The organism is Klebsiella sp. K4 (assembly GCF_014596785.2).
Lineage (GTDB): Bacteria > Pseudomonadota > Gammaproteobacteria > Enterobacterales > Enterobacteriaceae > Klebsiella > Klebsiella pneumoniae.
Map to the genome: position 1 here is coordinate 4,329,579 of NZ_CP115021.1, position 19,125 is coordinate 4,348,703.

Sequence of the window (19,125 nt, forward strand, 5' to 3'; positions counted from 1 at the left end):
GAATCAACGATGCTTGTCTATTGGCTGGATATTATTGGCACAGCTGTCTTCGCGATCTCCGGCGTACTGCTAGCCGGAAAACTGCGTATGGACCCATTCGGCGTGCTGGTGTTAGGGGTAGTGACGGCGGTAGGCGGCGGGACCATCCGCGACATGGCGCTGGCGAATGGCCCGGTATTCTGGGTCAAAGATCCCACCGATCTGGTGGTGGCGATGGTCACCAGCATGCTGACCATCCTGCTGGTCCGCCAGCCTCGCCGGCTGCCGAAATGGATCCTGCCCGTTCTTGATGCCGTCGGTCTGGCGGTGTTTGTCGGCATTGGCGTCAATAAAGCTTTTCTTGCTGGCAGCGGCCCGCTGGTCGCGGTGTGCATGGGGGTGGTGACCGGCGTCGGCGGCGGGATTATTCGCGACGTGCTGGCGCGGGAAATTCCTATGATTCTGCGTACCGAAATCTACGCCACCGCCTGTATCGTCGGCGGTATTGTCCACGCCACGGCACACGACACCTTTCATCTCCCGCTGGAGAATTCGGCAATGATGGGGATGGTGGTCACCCTGGTAATTCGTCTGGCGGCTATTCGCTGGCATCTGAAGCTGCCGACGTTTGCCCTGGACGATAACGGTCGGTAATAAAAGCAAAACGGTAACCTTAAGGTTACCGTTTTTAGGGTTTGCTCCCTCCCGCTGGGGGAGAACTCGCTTTAAACGCTGAACGAGGAGCCGCAGCCGCAGGTGCTTTTCGCGTTCGGATTGGTCACGATAAAGCGCGAACCTTCCAGCCCTTCGGTATAGTCGACAGAGCCGCCGACCAGATACTGCAGGCTCATCGGGTCAACCACCAGGCCGACGCCCTGTTTCTCAATGGTCATATCCCCTTCGTTCACCTGATCGTCAAAGGTGAAGCCATACTGGAAACCGCTGCAACCGCCGCCGGTGATATACACGCGCAGTTTCAGGTTCGGATTATCTTCATCCGCAATCAGGTGTTTTACTTTATTGGCTGCGGCTTCGGTAAACTCCAGCGGCAACGCTACGTCATCACTCATTTTCTGCTCCCATTGATACTTCCGGCCGGTTAAAGAATAACCGGACCTTTTGAGCCATTATCTAATACCCTGGTAAATCGTTCAAGTATTCTCCCGGGGAGCCTGCTGCGCTTTTGCCGCCTGCTCGGCTTCCTGCTTCGCCAGAGTACGCTGCAGAATGGTCGAATACAAAGGCTTACCGCCGAGGAATTGCGCCAGTAGTGTTGCGCCAAGGCAGGTAATAATCATTGGCAAAATGAGCTGATAGTTATCGGTCATCTCAAGCACCAGCACGATCCCGGTCAGCGGCGCACGCACCGAGGCGGCGAGCAGCGCCCCCATACCGGCAATCGCGAAGGTGCCGGCATCGAGATGGTAGGCCGGAAACAGCGGAATAGCCGCCATGCCGAACGCCGTGCCCAGCAGCGTGCCGAGCGCCAACATAGGCGCGAAAATGCCCCCTGGCGCGCCGGAAGAGAAGCAGATCAGCGTGGTCACCACGCGGGCAATAAAGATAAACAGCAGCAGTCCGACGGAGAAGTTACCGGCAGCGGCGATAGGGATCAAGTTAAAGCCACCGCCCACCGCGGAGGGCTGCATCAGCCCCAGCAGACCGCAGAGCCCGCCGATTAATCCGCCAATCAACACCCATTTTTTGATGTTGCCGCCGTGGATGCGCTGGAACAGATCCTGAGTGCGCAGCACCAGAAAATTAAACAGCGGGCCAAAGCAGCCAAACAGCATGCCCAGCACCAGATACAGCCATAGGGTATTTACCGGGGCGTTGCTTAGTTTACCCACCTCAATGATCGCCGCTTCGCCGTTGAAAATGCGAAACACAATGCTCGACATGATCACGCCGGTAAACACCGCTTTAATGGAGATCAGGTTGTAGCGGAACTGCGGGCGCATCTCTTCGATGATAAACAGAATACCGGCCAGCGGCGCATTAAAGGCCGCCGAAAGCCCCGACGCCGCACCGGTCGCCAACAGCGTATGCCGCGCTTCCGGACTGCGCATGCGGAAAACGTCCAGCACCATGCGCCCAATGTTGCCGCCAAGCTGTACCATCGGTCCTTCACGACCCAGCACCATCCCGGCGCCAAGGGTCCCCATGCCGCCAACGAATTTCACCGGCAGCACGCGCCACCAGCGCACCGGCCGCAGCTCCTCCAGCGCACCCTCAATTTCCGGAATCCCGGAGCCGCCGGCCTCCGGCGCAAAGCGACGCACCAGAAAATAGCCGACCATCGCCAGCAGCGCCGACAGGATAAACGCCAGCGGCCAGACCAGATACCAGTGGTCCGCCACCTGCGCCAGCGCGCCGATCCGCTGGTTCTGCACCCAGTTCACGCTCTTTTCAAAGGCGACGCCCACCAGCCCCGCCAGCGTGCCGACCACTGCCGCCATAAACAGCACCGCCAGCGGCGTTTTATCGCGTTGAATCAGACGGCGCACCGCATCGCCGCGACGCACCCGCACAAACTGATGTGCTTCAAAAGAGGGAGTTTCTGCTTTCATGCCGTTATCAATTATTGGTAATACAAATGAAGAGAGCGGCATTTTAGCCGTCCCGGCGCGCTGCGTCGTCAAAAAAATGCCCTTGCGGCACATTGTTTCAATTGGGCAAAACTTTCATAACCATCCTGGAATAACTTAGAATAGCCGATAAAACATTTTTCACGAACCAGGACCCTGGCCATGAGCAAATCTGAAAATCTGTACCACGCTGCGCGCGAACTGATCCCCGGCGGCGTTAACTCGCCGGTGCGCGCTTTCACCGGCGTCGGCGGCACACCGCTGTTTATCGAACGCGCGGATGGCGCTTACCTCTATGACGTGGATGGGAAAGCCTATATCGATTATGTCGGTTCCTGGGGTCCGATGGTGCTGGGCCACAACCACCCGGCTATCCGCAATGCGGTGATCGAGGCGGCATCCCGCGGCCTGAGCTTTGGCGCGCCGACCGAAATGGAAGTGAAAATGGCGGCCCTGGTGACCGAGCTGGTGCCGACCATGGATATGGTGCGGATGGTGAACTCCGGTACCGAAGCCACCATGAGCGCCATTCGCCTGGCGCGCGGCTTCACCGGACGCGACAAAATCATTAAGTTCGAAGGCTGCTACCACGGCCATGCCGACTGCCTGCTGGTGAAAGCCGGTTCCGGCGCGTTGACCCTCGGCCAGCCGAACTCGCCGGGCGTCCCGGCCGATTTCGCCAAACATACCCTGACCTGCACTTATAACGACCTCGCCTCGGTGCGCGCGGCGTTCGAGCAGTATCCGCAGGAGATCGCCTGCATCATCGTCGAGCCGGTGGCCGGAAATATGAACTGCATTCCGCCGCAGCCGGAATTCCTGCCGGGCCTGCGCGCCCTGTGCGACGAATTTGGCGCCCTGCTGATTATCGACGAAGTGATGACCGGCTTCCGCGTGGCGCTGGCAGGCGCTCAGGCTTACTACGGCGTGGAGCCGGATCTGACCTGTCTGGGGAAAATCATCGGCGGCGGGATGCCGGTAGGCGCCTTCGGCGGCCGCCGTGAGGTAATGGACGCTCTGGCGCCCACCGGTCCGGTCTATCAGGCGGGCACCCTCTCCGGCAACCCGATCGCCATGGCGGCTGGCTTCGCCTGCCTGAACGAAGTGGCGCAGCCGGGGGTCCATGAAACCCTGACTGAACTGACTAACCAGCTGGCGCAAGGCCTGCTGGATGCGGCGCGTGACGCCGGGATCCCGCTGGTGGTCAATAACGTCGGCGGCATGTTCGGCATCTTCTTTACCGATGCCGAAACCGTCACCTGCTATCAGGACGTGGTGAAGTGCGACGTTGAACGCTTCAAGCGCTTCTTCCATCTGATGCTGGAGGAAGGCGTGTACCTCGCGCCGTCAGCGTTTGAGGCCGGCTTTATGTCCGTAGCCCACAGCGAAGAAGATATCGACAACACCATCGACGCCGCGCGTCGGGTATTTGCCAAGCTGTAAGGTGCTTGAATGCCTGGTGGCGCAGGGATTTTCCCGGAGGAGGCGCATTGCGCCTTATCCGGGCTACCAAATCGCACAGCGCTGTAGCCCCGGTAAGCGATAGCGCCACCGGGGATGTTGAAGCCATCCAGGACCGTTAGCGACTCTGCTTTCTCAACAAATAAATAAAGTAAGGCGCGCCGATAAAGGTCGACAGTAGCCCCGCCGGGATCTGATACGGGAACATCATCATCCGTCCGCACCAGTCGGCGAAGACCAGCAGCAGCCCGCCAGTCAGCCCGGAGATCACCATATGCGGTAGGGTTCGCCGGAAGCCCATCATCCGCGCGATATGCGGCGCCATCAGCCCGACAAAGCTCAGCGGGCCGATGGTCAGCGTCGCCGCCGCCGTCAGGCAGGCCACCAGCAGCAGCAGAACAATCCGCGATGACGTCAGCGCCATGCCCACCGCTCGCGCCGCCTCCCCGCCCAGCGGCAGGATGGTTAACCAGCGACGACAGAGCGGCGCCAGCGCCAGCAGCGCCAGCATTACCGCGCCGCTACGCACCACCCTCTCCGGCGTCGCGCTATATGTCGACCCCGAGATCCACGTCAGGATCTGCGCCATACGCGGATCGCCGCTGGCCTGCAGCATCATCAGCAGCATAGTGAAGGCGGTGCTCAGCGCCATCCCCGCCAGCAGCATCCGATGCGGCGAGAAGCCGCCGCGCCCGGCGGCAAGCATAATGATCAGCAAGGTGGCCGCCGCGCCAAGGCTGCCGGCCGGCAGCAGCCAGCCAAAGGCGTCGCCAGGCACGAAGAACAGCATCAGCACCACGCCAAAAGCCGCGCCGGAGCTGATGCCCAGCACTTCCGGGCTGGCCATCGGGTTGCCGGTCAGGCGCTGGATAATACAGCCGGCGACCGCCAGCATGACCCCGGCGAACAGCGCCGACAGCACCCGCGGCCAGCGCCAGGGCAGCAGTTGCTCCAGCAGATCGCCGTGGGCCCACAGCCAGCCGTGGGCATCGCGACCAAAGGCCAGCGCCACGCTCACCGCCAGCAGCAGCAACGCGACGCCTGCGAGAACAAACCATTGCACATGATAGCGCTCAGGCTGCACATTATCGCCGCCGTTCATCACCGGGGCGCTGATGCTGCGCAACCGCGGCAGCAGCCACAGCAGCAGCGGCGCGCCAATCAGGGCGGTGACCGAGCCGGTGGAGACTTCCCGCCATACCCGGCTCAGCCAGAGGATCACCTGATCGGAAAGCCACAGGAGCAGCGCGCCGATCAGCGCCGCCAGCAGCAGCCGCGCCAGCAGCCGACGGGCGCCAAGCATTTTCGCCAGCAGCGGCGCGAACAGGCCGATAAAGCCGATAATCCCTACCGCGTTCACCAGCAGCGCGCTGATGACGATCGCCAGCGTCAGGGCGCCGAGGCGCGCCAGGGACAGCGCCAGCCCGAGGTTACGCGCCACCCCGTCATCGAGCCCCATCAGGGTCAGCGGCCGCAGCAGCAGCAAGGTGAGTATTGCCCCGCCAAGCAGCTGCGGCCACAGGCGCTGCGCCACGCTCCAGTCGGTCTGCGTCAGCGTCCCGGTGCTCCACAGGAACATGCTTTGCAGCTGGTCGTGATGGAAAATCACCATCAGCTGGTTAAGCGCGCCACAGTAAAGGCTGACCACCAGCCCCGCCAGGATCAGCGTTACCGGCGACAGGCGCTTGCCCCACGAGACGCCAAACACCAGCGCGCCCACCAGACAGGCCCCGGCCAGCGCGGCGAATTGCGACGCCAGCACGCCGGGAATAGCCCATAACGTGGTGACCGTTATCCCCAGCTGCGCGCCGGTGGCGACGCCAAGGGTGGTCGGTTCCGCCAGCGGATTACGCAGCACCTGCTGGAACAGGACGCCAACCAGTCCCAGCCCGGCGCCCACCAGCAGCGCAACAGCCAGCCTCGGTAACAAACTGTAATGAAACAGCATTTGGGCGATATCATCGACATCCGGCTGCCACAGCGCCTGCCGCCACTGCGCATAGGGCAAGGCGACATTGAGGTTGACGATGCTCAGCGCGAAGGCGACGCCCAGCAGCCCGGCCAGCAGGATAATAGCTAACGGCGAGAGACGCGTATTCATGCCGGACTCCCCTGGGCATCAGCCAGCACGCGGGCAAAATGCATCGCTGACAGCGTCGCGCCGTAGAACCAGACCGCCGGAACGCGCTGGAAGCGGCCCGCGCGCACGAAGGGCATCGCCTGCCATAGCGGCGTCGCCAGCAGTTGAGCCATATCTCGCTCATTGCCATGGTCGAAACAGATGACATCGGCTTCGTTAAATGCCGCCAGCCTGTCGATGCCAACGCTAACGCTTCCCCAGAATGCCGCTTCGCCGTGCCAGGCGTTTTTAATACCGAAGCGATCAAGCACCTCCTGGAACAGGCAGTTTTCGCCAAACACCAGCACGTGGCGGGGATCGAGCAGAGAGATCATCAGCAGCGGACGATCGCCGCGCCCGGCAAAACGCGGACGCAGGCTCTCCATCAGCGCGTCGAACTCCGCCAGATGGCGCTTCGCCTGCTGCGTTTTGCCCAGCAGATCGGCCATTTCCAGTAGCGAACGCTGGGCCATCGCCAGCGGCCGTTTGCCGTCGCTGAAGGTGAAACCGCGGCCGGGCGCGATACGCGCCAGCTTCTCCGGCGACGGGCCGTAGCCCGCCGACCAGACGATAAACGACGGTTTCATCTGCGTCAGCAGTTCAAGGTTGGGTTCGGTACGCAGACCAACATCGATCACCGAGTCGGGCAGCGCGGGTTCGTTCACCCACAAGCGATAGTTGGGAATATCGGCCACGCCATAGGGCGTCACGCCGAGCGCCAGCAGCAGCTCCGCGGGCAGCCACTCCAGGGCGACCACGCGCTGCGGGTCGACGTCGGCCGCCTGCGCGCCGCGCATCTGCCACAGCAGCGGCGAGAGCGCCATCGCGATCAGCAGGCGGCGTCGGGTTATCAGAGTTGGGTTCATCATCAATAGACAAAGCTTACCGGCGCCGCACCGGCCGGGTGTGGCAGGATCCCCATCGGGATGCCGTAGATCTGTTCCAGAGTGTCGCTGCGCATCAGTTCCGCCGGCGTCCCCTGAGCAATCATTTCTCCGCCGCGCAGGGCCACCAGATAGTCGCAATAGCGGGCCGCCATATTAATATCGTGCAGGACGGCGATCACCGTCAGGCCGCGCTGCTGGCTGAGACGATGCACCAGCGCCAGAACATCGACTTGATGAGCAATATCCAGCGCCGAGGTGGGTTCATCGAGCAGCAGGCAGCGACTGTCCTGCGCCACCAGCATGGCGATCCACGCCCGCTGGCGTTCACCGCCGGAGAGGCTGTCCACCAGACGATGAGCGAGCGGCTTCAGCCCCACCAGCGCAATCGCCTCTTCTACTTTCTCACGGTCCGCTGCGCCAAAGCGACCCAGCGCGCCGTGCCATGGATAGCGGCCGATCGCCACCAGCTCGCGCACCGTCATACCTTCGGCCGGCGGCAGCTGCTGCGGCAGATAGGCCACTTTGCGGGCAAAGGCTTTGCTGCCCCAGCTCTCCAGCGGCTGCCCGTCCAGCAGCACTTCGCCTGCGGAGGGCGGCTGATGACGGCCAAGCATTTTCAGTAACGTCGACTTGCCGGAGCCATTATGGCCGATCAGGCCTGTGACTTTTCCGGACGGGAAGGTGAGCGAGAGCGGATGGAGCAATGTGCGGCCAGGCACACGGAAAGTGACGCGATCCAGCGCGAAGGTGGTTTCTGCGTGCGGAGTCTGTTCCTGCATAGCGATAACCTGATAGAGGGCGCGGCGAACCGCGCCCGTAGGTGGTTAGAAACGGAAGGTGGCGGTGGCGACGACCTGACGTCCGGCACCCCAGTAGCAGGCGTATTCGCTGTAGCAACTGGAGACATATTCGCGGTCGAACAGGTTGTTGACGTTGACGCCGACCGACGATCCCGGCAGGCCAAAGCGCGCCAGATCGTATTTCACCGTCGCATCCATCAGCGCATAACCGGCCACACTAAAGGCATCATTTTTCTTACCGGTGCTGGTGTCATTTTTGTAGTAGCTGACCGTTGAACCGATATAGCGCGCCCCGGCCCCAATCGTCAGACCACTCAGCGCGGTTTCGTGGAAGGTATAATCCGCCCACAGGGAGGCCATGTTACGCGGCACTTCCGCCGGACGTTTGCCGTTGAACACCGTATCGTGAGTGTACTCCGCATCGGTGTAGCTGTAGGCTGCGGTGACGTTAATATTAGCGTTCACCGCCGCCTTCGCCTCCAGCTCAAGGCCGCGGGAGCGGATCTCGCCGGTCTGGATGCTGAACGCCTGGTTAGCCGGATCAGCCGTCAGGTTCTTGTCTTTGGTCAGCTGATAGACCGCCGCGGTCACCACCACCGGCATATCTTTCGGCACGTATTTCACGCCGGCTTCATACTGCTTACCGCGCGACGGATCGAACGGCTGGCCGCGGCTGTTGGAACCCGATACCGGTTCAAACGATTCGCTGTAGCTGAAGTACGGAGAGATGCCGTTATCGAACAGGTAGTTGATGCCGCCGCGCCAGCTGAACTGCTGGTCGTGATTCTCCGCCAGGCTGTTGGTGGCGCGGGTTAACGTTGAGGTCGTGGCGTAATCGTAACGGCCGCCCAGGGTCATCACCCATTTATCCCACTCCATCTGATCCTGCGCGTACAGGCCGGTCTGCTCCATCCGGTTGAGGACCGCGTACGGGAAGGTGACCTGAATATTCGGATTGCCGTACTGCGGATTGCTCATGCTGATAGGATCCGCCGTCCCGTAGTCGGCATCCACATCGTTACGCATCCGCGAGTAGTCCACGCCGGTCAGCAGCGTATGGCTGACCGCGCCGGTGGCGAAATCAGACTGCAGCTGGGTATCGACGGTGAAGGTGTTCAGGTGCTCGTCGGAGCGCACGTAGGCGCGATTCATGTAGCCCGGCGCGACATAGCCGTTGCCGTATACGGAACGATAGAGCGTATGCACATCGGCATAGCGCAGGTTCTGCCGCACGGTAAAGGTGTCATCGAACTGATGGGAGAAGCTGTAGCCCACCATCTTCTGGCGGCGGGAGATTTTATTATCGGACTCGCCTTCGTTGAAATCGGTCGGCAGCTTGTGCGCCTTACCGTTGGCGTCGTAATACGGCACCACGGTGCCTTCGCGCGGCAGCCAGCCGTAGTAGCCCGCATCCGGGTCATTCTGGAAGTTGCTCAGGAAGGTGAAGTCGGTTTTATCGTCCGGACGCCAGCTAAAGGAGGGCGCCACCGCGTAGCGAGTCGATTTCGCCATCTGCTGCTGGGCATCCTGACTGCGGCCAAGGCCGGTCAGGCGATACGACCAAACGCCGGCATCATCAATGGCGTCGCTAAAGTCAAACCCGGTCTGCCACAGATTGTCGGTGCCCATCTTAAACTGCACTTCTTTCAGCGGCTCGGTAGTCGGGCGCTTGCTGACCATGCTGACGATACCGCCCGGGTTGCTGTTGCCGTACAGCACCGAGGTTGGCCCGCGCATCACTTCCACACGCTCGAGGAAGTAAGGATCCATGGAGACTTCAGAGTAGTTATTCCCCTGCAGCTTCATGCCGTCCAGATACTGGTTGGTGTTGACGGTCGTCGAGGTGGTGAAGCCGCGAATGGTGACCACGTCATAGGTGGTCGAACTGCCGCGAGTGGAGAAGACGCTGGGCGTATAGGAGAGCGCCTCTTTTACCGTCGTCGGCTGGCGCATCTCCATCTCCTGGCGCGTCACCACCGACACAGACTGCGGCGTTTTTTCAATCGGGGTATCGGTTTTGGTCGCCGTGGCGGAGCGTTTTGCCGCGATAGTCGGCGCCGGTCCCCAGGCGCTTTCCTGGGCGGCCGGGGCGGCAACGACGGTGATGGTTTCTTCTTGCTTCGGTTGTTCTGCTGCCTGTGCGTAGACAGACATGCCGCTAACCGCCGTGGCTACTACAGCTGCGACTTTACGCAGCGAGTGATTTGGCTGAGCAGTTTTTGGACGCGCCATGGGTATATCTCTGATGAAAGTGAATGATAACGTAAACGAGAATTATTATTATGACGGGCGATATAATAGGCGAAACGTCGAAGGCAAGGCAAGCGATATGCCTGTCGCCGCCGGTCGAAGGCTGAATTAATAACCAGATAGTTATTATGGAGTTAAAGAGCCGTTAACTTTTTTACAGGCATAAAAAAACCCCTTAATACTTTCGTATTAAGGGGTCTGGTCGTGCGGTCAAAATCAGTTACTGCCGAACATATCCTTGATCCAGCCCGCGACGCCGTCGCTCTTTTCCTGCTGCTTCGGCGGCTGTTGCTGCTGTTGCTGCTGCGGCGGCGGTTGCTGCCCGGACTGATTAAACGGATTTTTCGCTTCCTGTTGCTGCAACTGCTGCTGTTGCATCATTTCGCCCTGACGGCACAGCGCATCCGGCTGCGTGGTCCAGACCGGCAGCGAACGCATACCGCCGCTGCAGACGAAGTTGCCGTTGCTGTCCACGCCCATATCAACCACGTCTTCCGGCACCGTCAGCACCAGCGGCGTTGGCGTCTGGTTCGCCAGATAGCGCTGGTAAATCGACATCGCTCCGCTGGCGCCGTACAGTTTGGTCGGCTGGTTATTGTCGCGACCCACCCAGGTGATGGTCACCTGACTACCGTCGATGCCGGCGAACCAGGTATCGACGTTATTGTTGGTGGTCCCGGTTTTCCCCGCCAGATGCAGGCCCGGATACTTCGCCCCCAGCTGACGCCCCGTACCGCGCTGCACCACCTGCTGCATAGTCCACAGCGTCATGTAGGCCGCCTGGGCAGGCACCGCGCGCTCCGCCTGCGGATAGCTCTGGTAGAGCACAGTGCCATCTTCGGCAATCACTGACCGCAGCGCGGAAAGCGGCGCACGGTTCCCACCGCTGGCGATGGTCTGGAAGGCCTGGGCCACTTCAATCGGCGTCAGGTTCAGCGCGCCAAGCAGCATCGACGGCACCGCGTTGAGCTGATTCTTCGGCGCCCCCAGTTTAGTCCAGGTATCGACTACCGCCGGCAAGCCCAGCGCCATCCCGAGGTTAACCGTCGGGACGTTCATCGAGCGAGTCAGGGCATCGACCAGCATCACCTGACCGCTGAAACGACGATCGTCGTTCTGCGGGGACCACGTCTGACCGTTGGACAGGCGAATCGTCACCGGCGCATCGGCGATCCAGGTATTCAGGCGATACTGATTCGGCTGGCTCAGCGCGGTCAGATAGGTCGCCGGCTTGGCCAGAGAACCAATCGATCGGCGGGCCTGCATCGCGCGGTTATAACCGGCGAACTGCGGCTCCGCGCCGCCGACCATCGCCCGCACTTCGCCGGTGAAGCGGTCAACCACCACCATGGCGGTTTCCAGGTCTGCCAGCTTACGCTGTTTCTTCAGAACCGGGATCCCTTCGGAGGCCGCTTTTTCCGCCGCATCCTGCGCCACCGAGTCGAAAGTGGTGAAGATCTTCACGCCGGAGAGATCTTTCACTTTATCGCCCAGCTTCGCCTGCAGTTCCTGACGAACCATCTGCATAAACGCCGGCTGCGGTGAAATCACCCCGCCGCGCGGCTGCACGCCCAGCGGACGGGCGCTGAGCATGTCGTACAGCTCCTGGTCGATAACCTGCTGCTGCTGCAGCAGACGCAGCACCAGATTGCGTCGTTCAAGGGCCAGTTTCGGGTTACGCCACGGGTTATAGACCGACGCCCCTTTCACCATCCCCACCAGCAGCGCCTGCTGGTCGAGGCTCAGCTCTTCCACCGGACGGCCGAAGTAATACAGGCTGGCCAGCGGGAAGCCGCGAATTTCGTTATCGCCGCTCTGGCCGAGGTACACCTCGTTCATATACAGCTCAAGGATGCGATCCTTGCTGTAGCGGGCGTCGACGATCAGCGCCATATACGCTTCGTTGGCTTTACGCCAGTAGGAGCGTTCGCTGGAGAGGAACAGGTTTTTCACCAGCTGTTGGGTCAGGGTACTCGCCCCCTGCACCGTTCGGCCTGCCGTCAGGTTCGCCAGCACCGCGCGGCCGATGGAGTAGAGACTGATCCCATCGTGCTCATAGAAGTGGCGGTCTTCGGTCGCCAGCAGGGTATCCACCAGCAGATCGGGGAAGCCGCTGCGCTTCACGAACAGGCGCTGCTCGCCGTTCGGCGACTGCAGCATGGTGATAAGACGCGGATCGAGGCGGAAGAAACCGAACTGGCGGTTATTATCCATATTCTCGATGGTCTCAAGATGGTCGCCGTCGAAGGTAAGACGCGCGCGCACCTGCCCTTCCTTACTGTCCGGGAAATCGAACGGACGACGGATCATCTCGATGCTGTTAGCCTGCACGGTATATTCGCCGGGGCGCGTCATCGCGCTGACCTGGCGATACTGCGTGGCGTTGAGCAGACGCACCATCTCGTTTTTGCTGATCTGCATGTCCGGCTCAAGGTTGACCATCCGGCCATAGACCGCGGCCGGCAGCTCCCAGACTTTACCGTCAATGCGGCTGCGGATTTTCTGGTCGAGGTAGACGCCATAGGCGGCAATCAGCACCGCGAAGACAATCCCCAGCTTGACCAGCAGCCACAGCCAGCTGCGCTTCCGACGAGGCTTGCCACCTTTGCCTTTGGCTTTTCTCGGCACCGGTTTCTCATCCTCATAATCATCGTCATCATACTCGTCGTCGTAGTCCTCTTCCCGGACCCGGCGACGGGTGACTTTCTGTTTAGTCGGACGTGAGGGTCTTCCCTTACGTCCGATAGGCTCGCGGTCATCTCCCGCCATGCTTTTTCTCCGCAACGTTCAGGCGCAAAGGCCTGATTCTCAATACTTCCCCTGTTCAGAGGAAGAAGAAATCTCTCAAATTAACGTCCAGGCTGCTTATCCTTCGGACGACAACCTGCTGGCAGGCAGGACGCGCCGCCAGCCTTTCAGAGGGTTGGTTTGCTTCATGTTACATGATACTAACAATAAAAATTCACCATAAAATCATTGTGTTAAACGCATCATCGGCAGAATAAGTCAGAACATAGCACGTAATGTTCAGGGCATACAGGATAGCACTAAAATGCGACATTCTTAACCAGCATTTTACCTCCTGCGCACGTAACAAGATGGGAAAGAGTATGTTTTTTAATAACATAAAAAACGGCGCGCTTCCTGCCGGTCAACGCAGTGGCATCATCCGCGGATGAAAATATATTTTCCCAGCGCCAACGTTTATTATTGATAAAAGTAAAGTCGATTTAGCGCCTTTCCGTTGATAAAAATGAGAGCCTGTTAACATTTATGCAGAATAATATTTTATGATGACACCAGGTAAATATTTGTTAAACTAGCGGCCAGTGATTCATTATTTTGATTACTCTATGATGCGTATTCCGCTTATATTTCCGCTTTGCATGGTAGCCCTTCTCTCTGGCTGCCAACAAAAACCCGCCTCAACGCTCAGCCCGGCTATCAGCAGCCAGGCGCAGCTCGAGCAGCTCTCGTCCGTGGCGGCCGGGACGCGCTATCTCAAGAATAAATGTAATCGTAGCGATCTCCCCGCTGATGAAACGATATATCGGGCAGCAGTGAATGTCGGTAAAGCGCGCGGATGGGGAAATATTGACGTGGCGACGTTAAGCCCAAATAGCGACCGGCTTTACCAACAGCTATTACAGGACAGTACCCCGGAAGCCACACAGTGCAGTCAATTTAATCGTCAGCTCGCGCCATTTATTGCCAGCTTGCGCAGCGACTAAGCGAAATATCCTCAGCGCGCCGGTTATTGTGCGCGCTTTTATTCCTCTTTCGGCTCCTCGTCAATTTTTCCGCCCGGCCAGTCCTCCAGCGCCGCGAGGGTAAAGGTCGTGCCGTTGAAGCTGAAGATCGTCACATCCTGCTGGATCTGCTCCACCACCAGATTGGGCAGGGGTGAATCGCCCTCCGTCCACGCTTTGCCGTTTAACACAATGCTGCGCTTTTCCGGTAGCGAGGCATAGACATGGGCGCTGTAGCGCAGAGGCGGCAGCGTATCGCTGTCCACTTCCGGCGCCGCGGGCGCGCTGGCTTTTGCCGCCGGCGGCGGCGTCTTTGGCGCGGCCTCTCCGGCAGCGGTTAACGGCAGAAGCGCCGCATGCGCCACCGCCAAGGGCAGCGTTTGCGGCGGTGCCGGGTGACGCCACTGCTCGCCGCCAAACCAGCCGAGCGCGATAAATAATCCGGCGTACAGCGGGATAATCCAGCCGGGGATCTGCACCATCCGTCCGCGGATCACCGGCGCATCATCCAGCGAGGACGGCGGCTGATGCGTCACCAGCGGCGGGATGCCTCTTTCACTGTCATCACGAACAATCACAACCGTCTCCTGTTCCCTCACGATAACGAGAAGGCGCCCTTACGGATGCCCCAGACTGCTGACAAAGTGCAATCTTCAGGAATTGCCCGGCGGCGCTACGCTTGCGCGGGCCTACAGATAACTGCATAACTGTTTGAAATTGCAATCTTTCGTAGGCCGGGTAAGGCGAAAGCCGCCACCCGACAGAAAGGCGAGCACAATAACGAAACAGGTTTGTCATCAGCCAGAGGCGCCCTTACGGGCGCCCTACGTTATGTTATTTACTGCTCACCGGCAGGCCAGCGCCCTGCGACTCGCCCTGCGGCAACTCGAGAACGGCAACCGACCAGGCCGGCAGCGTGACCGAACCGTCAGCGGCAACCTGCACGCCGCTCGCCAGCGACCGGTCGCCCGCCGCCTGCTGAATAGCGCTCAGCTGGAGCGATGTGCCGGCGAAGTCCTGCAGCGTCCGGCTTTCCGGCGCGGCGTTGATCGCCACCACGATGCCGTCGACACGGCTGTCCAGACTGGCGCCAGCCTGCATCCCGTCATCGATGGTCATCACCAGCAGACCCGTCTGCTGATCGGCGCCAGTATTGCGGAAGTCCACGCGCTTCATCACCGTCGCGCCGTCGCCGAGGGTAAACAGCGGAGACGATTTACGCAGCGCGGTCAGCTCCTGATAAAACGCGGTCATCTGCTTGAGCTCCGTTTCACCCGGAGTAGCCACCGCGTCTTTCACCCGGGCGATAATGTCATAGTTGCTGCCATCATCGCTGCTGCGCGGCATACCGACGTTGTAGTTGTTGTCCTGCAGGGAGTAGTCCACGCGGTTAAACCAGTCGCCGGAATCATACGAATCGCGGGTAAAGGATTTAGAGCGCAGCAGCTCCGAGCCCTGCTGGTCAAAGGCGATCCCCTGGCCGAGCATCACCGTCGCCAGCGACACCGCCTGCATCCGGACGCGGGTATCGAGATCCGCCTCCTGAGCGGCTTTATAGCTGATCATGTCCCACAGCGTCTGGTTATCGTGTTTTGACACATAGTTCACGACTTCCGTCGGATCAGCCGCATAGCCGCCTGGCGCGCCGTTATAGTCAATCTCGCTGCCTCTCTTCACCGCGCCGTCTTTGTCGATCAGCACAAAGTCCGCAAGGTTACCGGCCATGCCGAGACGGGTCAGATCGGCGAGGTGACGCGCCTGATCGTCGCTCAGGGTGGTCAGCTCATTCGGCAGAACTCCAGCCCCGCTGCCCACGCCCTGGTTCTGGCGTAATGCGTCACCGGAGTCGAACGGCCCGCCGCCGCGCACGGCGTCGCGCAGACGATCGGAGAACGTGCCGATCCCGGTGCCTTTGAGATTGATTTGCGAGGCAATTTCAAAGCGATCGCTCTGGTTGGAATCCCAGCCTTCGCCAAAGAAGTAGATATCCGGGTTCAGCGCTTTAATGCGTTCCCAGGCCGAGAGGATCTGCGCTTTCGGGTGGTAGCCCATCAGGTCGAAGCGGAAGCCATCGATCTTATAATCGGTGGTCCATACCGCCAGTGAATCGGCGATAAGCTTGGCGAACATCCGGTGCTCTGGCGCCGAGTCGGAGCAACAGGTGGCCGATTCCACGCTGCCGGTGGTTTCATTCAGGCGTTGATAGTACCAGGGGACGATCTTATCCAGCACCGAGGTGCGGTCGGTCGGGCCGGCGGCGTTGGTGTGGTTGTACACCACGTCCATAATGACGTTCATTCCCAGATCCTGCTTGATCGCCTGAATCATGGTGCGGAACTCTTTAATGCGCGCCGTGCCTTCCGGATCGGTGGCGTAGGATCCTTCCGGCACCGTGTAGTGGAACGGATCGTAGCCCCAGTTATAGGAGTCGGTCTGCGCCACCAGCGTATTCAACGCCTGCACCTGCGGGTTATCCTTGCTGTCGTTCTGCTTCAGCTGGGTCAGCACCTCTTCGACCGTCGAACCGCTGTCGCAATAGCCCGCGAACTCGCTGCTCTTCACCGCGCTGTTGATCTCGCACAGGCGACTGAACGGCTGCTGAATATCGGCGACTTTGTCGCTGAACTCATTGACCGTCGCCAGATCGAAGACCGGCAGCAGCTCAATATGGGTCACGCCCGAGGCCGACAGCTGTTTCAGATGCTGGACCATATTGCTCTCCTGGGCGGTGAGCGCCAGATACTTACCGCGCAGTTCGGCGGGAACGGTTTGATCCCAGGCAGAGAGATCGCGAATATGCGACTCGTGGATCGTCATTTTCGCCAGGTCGGCTTTGGTTTTCTGCGCGTGCGGCATCGTCAGCCCGTCCCAGCCTTCCGGCTTCAGCGCGCTGTCGTTGAGATCGACCACCTGGCTGTACTCCGAGTTGGTCGACAAACTATGGGCGTAGGGATCGGTCACTTCGTACTGCTCGACTTTACGCGACTGCGGGTGGTAAACGGTCATCGCGTAGCGGTAGAACGCGCCCTTCAGGTCGCTTCCCCCCTGCCATGACCAGGCGCCGGAGGCGCTGTCGCGGGTCATCGGGTGGCTGGCCACCACCTTCTTGTCGGCGCTGTAGACCACCAGTTCGACCTGCTGCGCCGTGGGCGCCCAGACGCGGAAGGTCACGCCGCTATCGGTTAGCTGGGCGCCGTAGCTCAGCGCCTCGGCGGCGGCGGCATAGGTATCGTCCAGCACGCCGGCGGTCTGTACCTGGGTGGCGGAGCTCAGGATCCCATCGCTTTCCGCGGCTATCGCCACCGTCTCGCCCTGCAGCAATTCATCGACGTTAACATCATCCGGCAGTTTAAAGGCTGGATAGCTGGCGAGATGCGGGAAGCGCATGCTTACCTGCTGGTTGACGGTGGTGGGGGTCAGCTTGACATATTTATCGCTAAATTCGCCGTTACTGTCGGCGGCCACCTTACTGCTGTGGCTGTAATAGAGGCGCACAATGGGTTTATTTTCCCCACCCGGCCACAGCAGAGTAGTCTTATCGACCCAGTGCGCATCGGCCAGCGCCACGCCAAAGGCGGCGCGGAAGGCGTCGGCGCGGGAGTCATAGACCGCGCTGTTGCCGGCGATGACCGATACCGTCCGATCGGTGAAATCACTGAAAGAGACGCGCAGGTCGCTGTCGATAAGCTTATTGGTGCCATCGCGGACGATAACGTTGATGCATCCGCTCTCTTTAGTCAGCGGGATCACCCAGTAAGGGCCATATTTGTCGCTGCCGGTCGGCGTGGTGCTGACATCATTCCAGTCCGCCACCGGCGCGCTCAGCGCGTCACAGGTTTCGTTGTTCCATAAGTAGAGGTTTTTCGTCGCATAGTCGGCCGGCGTGCTGCTGGTGATGCCGGCGATATCGACGAGATGAATGACAGCCTGCCTGGCGGAAGCCTGCACCGCTTCGCCTGGGACGGCAACGTCCGGTAAGCGGACGACGACATCCTGCGGGTCGGGCGTGCCGGGAGTGCCTGGGTTGCCAGGATTGCCTGGTGAACCCGGTGAGCCAGAGGTAGAAGAGGAAGAGCTGTTATCACAGCCACTCAATAATACTAACGATCCAAGAAATAGGGCATGACAGGTATATCTGAGCATTCGATAGTCCCTAATATGCTTATTAAATTATAAAAGGTAAGAAAGGATGAATATCTTTACAGCGCGCTAATTAGATATTTTTGCTTTCCCAGGCGCAATCATCCCCCACAAATGAGCGGGGGGCGTAGGAAGCCGGGGGAGTAAATCAATAAAGGGAATGACGACCCGAAACCGCAAACTGATTATGATTCGCCACGCTTATCGCCACTCTCCGGCAATAAATAATTCAAAAGCCAATAATCACCTACCTGTTTCGGTAGGGTATTACGCCAACGTGCAGAAAATTAAATTAGCAAAGGAATTAAAATGCCAGTTTCTGTGATGAGGTTAACAAATATAAATAAAGGGATAATTAAATTATTACCACAAATTGTGACGCTCATCATATTAATAACCGCTATCCCACAGCTGGCGAAATTAACCTGGCGCGTGGTATTCCCTGTGAGTCCTGAGGATATTTCCGCCCTACCGTTAACCATGCCTCCGGCGGCAGATCCGGAATTAAAAAATGTGCGGCCCGCATTTACCCTGTTTGGCCTGGCGGTGAAAAATAGCCCCACGCCAACGGATGCTGCCAGTCTCAATCAGGTGCCGGTTTCCAGCCTGAAGCTACGCCTGGCCGGGCTACTCGCCAGCAGCAACCCGGCGCGCTCCATCGCTATTATCGAAAAGGGAAATCAGCAGGTTAGCCTTAGCACGGGCGATCCCCTCCCAGGGTATGATGCGCGGATCGCCGCCATTCTGCCTGACCGGATCATTGTCAACTATCAGGGGCGCAAAGAGGCCATTTTATTATTTAACGACAGTCGCGCGCCGTCGCCGCCGCCCACCGCCGCGGGCAACCCGCCCCTCGTGAAGCGACTCCGCGAACAGCCGCAAAATATCCTCACTTATTTATCTATTTCGCCGGTACTCAGCGGCGACAAACTGCTGGGTTATCGACTAAACCCAGGCAAAGACGCCTCGCTGTTTCGCCAGTCCGGCCTGCAGGCAAATGATTTGGCGATTGCCTTAAACGGCATCGATTTACGCGACCAGGAGCAAGCGCAACAGGCGCTGCAGAATCTGGCCGACATGACCGAAATAACGCTAACCGTTGAGCGGGAAGGCCAACGACACGATATTGCTTTCGCGCTGGGGGATGAATAA

The 19,125-nt window shown here is 59.7% G+C and carries 14 protein-coding genes and 1 pseudogene; 6 read left to right on the top strand and 9 right to left on the bottom strand.

Annotation, left to right across the window (positions count from 1 at the left end; translation table 11 throughout):
- Positions 1-9 precede the first annotated feature (9 nt).
- The gene (locus tag IB144_RS21465; protein WP_002889277.1) at positions 10-633 is read left to right on the top strand and encodes a TRIC cation channel family protein; all 624 of its coding nucleotides are present in this window, start codon (positions 10-12) and stop codon (positions 631-633) included.
- Positions 634-704: 71 nt separating this feature from the next.
- Here the strand turns inward: IB144_RS21465 and erpA are convergent, their stop codons facing one another.
- Positions 705-1,049, bottom strand: a complete 345-nt coding sequence (gene erpA, locus IB144_RS21470; RefSeq protein WP_002889275.1) for an iron-sulfur cluster insertion protein ErpA — start codon at positions 1,047-1,049, stop codon at positions 705-707.
- 81 nt (positions 1,050-1,130) lie between these two features.
- Positions 1,131-2,549 (bottom strand): H(+)/Cl(-) exchange transporter ClcA, encoded by a 1,419-nt coding sequence (gene clcA / locus IB144_RS21475; RefSeq protein WP_004151932.1) that lies wholly within the window; start codon positions 2,547-2,549, stop codon positions 1,131-1,133.
- A 180-nt stretch (positions 2,550-2,729) separates the two neighbouring features.
- On the opposite strand from clcA, the gene hemL reads away from it, so the two are divergent.
- Entirely contained in the window at positions 2,730-4,010 is a 1,281-nt protein-coding gene (hemL, locus tag IB144_RS21480) for a glutamate-1-semialdehyde 2,1-aminomutase (RefSeq protein ID WP_002889272.1), read from the top strand.
- 136 nt (positions 4,011-4,146) lie between these two features.
- Here the strand turns inward: hemL and fhuB are convergent, their stop codons facing one another.
- The 5 genes from fhuB to mrcB all read right to left on the bottom strand — a co-directional run bounded on the left by fhuB (position 4,147) and on the right by mrcB (position 12,853).
- Positions 4,147-6,129 carry a Fe(3+)-hydroxamate ABC transporter permease FhuB gene (gene fhuB / locus IB144_RS21485; protein ID WP_134894612.1) on the bottom strand — a complete coding sequence of 661 codons (1,983 nt, stop codon included), beginning with the start codon at positions 6,127-6,129 and terminating at the stop codon, positions 4,147-4,149.
- Complete coding sequence (fhuD, locus tag IB144_RS21490) at positions 6,126-7,016, bottom strand: Fe(3+)-hydroxamate ABC transporter substrate-binding protein FhuD (protein WP_004147133.1); 891 nt, start codon at positions 7,014-7,016, stop codon at positions 6,126-6,128. The genes fhuB and fhuD overlap by 4 nt, the downstream gene beginning before the upstream one ends.
- Positions 7,016-7,813, bottom strand: coding sequence for a Fe3+-hydroxamate ABC transporter ATP-binding protein FhuC (gene fhuC, locus IB144_RS21495; RefSeq protein WP_004145876.1), 798 nt, complete (start codon positions 7,811-7,813; stop codon positions 7,016-7,018). Before fhuC ends, fhuD begins: the two co-directional genes overlap by 1 nt.
- 45 nt (positions 7,814-7,858) lie before the next feature.
- Complete coding sequence (gene fhuA / locus IB144_RS21500; RefSeq protein WP_004178624.1) at positions 7,859-10,066, bottom strand: ferrichrome porin FhuA; 2,208 nt, start codon at positions 10,064-10,066, stop codon at positions 7,859-7,861.
- A 234-nt stretch (positions 10,067-10,300) separates the two neighbouring features.
- Positions 10,301-12,853 (bottom strand): bifunctional glycosyl transferase/transpeptidase, encoded by a 2,553-nt coding sequence (mrcB, locus tag IB144_RS21505; RefSeq protein WP_002889208.1) that lies wholly within the window; start codon positions 12,851-12,853, stop codon positions 10,301-10,303.
- 390 nt (positions 12,854-13,243) lie between these two features.
- Here mrcB and IB144_RS21510 point away from each other — a divergent pair.
- Both IB144_RS21510 and gspS read left to right on the top strand, forming a co-directional pair.
- A pseudogene (locus tag IB144_RS21510) lies at positions 13,244-13,315 on the top strand (hypothetical protein); the annotation flags it as partial.
- Positions 13,316-13,440: 125 nt separating this feature from the next.
- Positions 13,441-13,815, top strand: a complete 375-nt coding sequence (gspS, locus tag IB144_RS21515) for a type II secretion system pilot lipoprotein GspS (RefSeq protein WP_032409075.1) — start codon at positions 13,441-13,443, stop codon at positions 13,813-13,815.
- A gap of 38 nt (positions 13,816-13,853) precedes the next feature.
- On the opposite strand, the gene gspB is transcribed toward gspS, so the two are convergent.
- Together gspB and pulA are read right to left on the bottom strand one after the other, a co-directional pair.
- Positions 13,854-14,411, bottom strand: a complete 558-nt coding sequence (gene gspB / locus IB144_RS21520; protein WP_134894613.1) for a type II secretion system assembly factor GspB — start codon at positions 14,409-14,411, stop codon at positions 13,854-13,856.
- Positions 14,412-14,667: 256 nt separating this feature from the next.
- On the bottom strand, positions 14,668-17,976 hold the full coding sequence (pulA, locus tag IB144_RS21525; protein WP_049000304.1) for a pullulanase-type alpha-1,6-glucosidase: 3,309 nt from the start codon (positions 17,974-17,976) through the stop codon (positions 14,668-14,670).
- 184 nt (positions 17,977-18,160) lie between these two features.
- On the opposite strand from pulA, the gene IB144_RS21530 reads away from it, so the two are divergent.
- Positions 18,161-18,298 carry a hypothetical protein gene (locus IB144_RS21530; RefSeq protein ID WP_049000320.1) on the top strand — a complete coding sequence of 46 codons (138 nt, stop codon included), beginning with the start codon at positions 18,161-18,163 and terminating at the stop codon, positions 18,296-18,298.
- A complete protein-coding gene (gspC, locus tag IB144_RS21535) occupies positions 18,283-19,125 on the top strand; it encodes a type II secretion system protein GspC (RefSeq protein WP_004177377.1) in 843 nt (280 codons plus the stop codon). Before IB144_RS21530 ends, gspC begins: the two co-directional genes overlap by 16 nt.

What these genes read in the sequence shown, in the direction of transcription:
- IB144_RS21465 (WP_002889277.1), top strand. Translation starts at nt 10, where the DNA reads ATGCTTGTCTATTGGCTGGATATTATTGGCACAGCTGTCTTCGCGATC.
- erpA (WP_002889275.1), bottom strand. Translation starts at nt 1,049, where the DNA reads ATGAGTGATGACGTAGCGTTGCCGCTGGAGTTTACCGAAGCCGCAGCC.
- clcA (WP_004151932.1), bottom strand. Translation starts at nt 2,549, where the DNA reads ATGAAAGCAGAAACTCCCTCTTTTGAAGCACATCAGTTTGTGCGGGTG.
- hemL (WP_002889272.1), top strand. Translation starts at nt 2,730, where the DNA reads ATGAGCAAATCTGAAAATCTGTACCACGCTGCGCGCGAACTGATCCCC.
- fhuB (WP_134894612.1), bottom strand. Translation starts at nt 6,129, where the DNA reads ATGAATACGCGTCTCTCGCCGTTAGCTATTATCCTGCTGGCCGGGCTG.
- fhuD (WP_004147133.1), bottom strand. Translation starts at nt 7,016, where the DNA reads ATGATGAACCCAACTCTGATAACCCGACGCCGCCTGCTGATCGCGATG.
- fhuC (WP_004145876.1), bottom strand. Translation starts at nt 7,813, where the DNA reads ATGCAGGAACAGACTCCGCACGCAGAAACCACCTTCGCGCTGGATCGC.
- fhuA (WP_004178624.1), bottom strand. Translation starts at nt 10,066, where the DNA reads ATGGCGCGTCCAAAAACTGCTCAGCCAAATCACTCGCTGCGTAAAGTC.
- mrcB (WP_002889208.1), bottom strand. Translation starts at nt 12,853, where the DNA reads ATGGCGGGAGATGACCGCGAGCCTATCGGACGTAAGGGAAGACCCTCA.
- gspS (WP_032409075.1), top strand. Translation starts at nt 13,441, where the DNA reads ATGCGTATTCCGCTTATATTTCCGCTTTGCATGGTAGCCCTTCTCTCT.
- pulA (WP_049000304.1), bottom strand. Translation starts at nt 17,976, where the DNA reads ATGCTCAGATATACCTGTCATGCCCTATTTCTTGGATCGTTAGTATTA.
- IB144_RS21530 (WP_049000320.1), top strand. Translation starts at nt 18,161, where the DNA reads ATGATTCGCCACGCTTATCGCCACTCTCCGGCAATAAATAATTCAAAA.
- gspC (WP_004177377.1), top strand. Translation starts at nt 18,283, where the DNA reads ATGCCAGTTTCTGTGATGAGGTTAACAAATATAAATAAAGGGATAATT.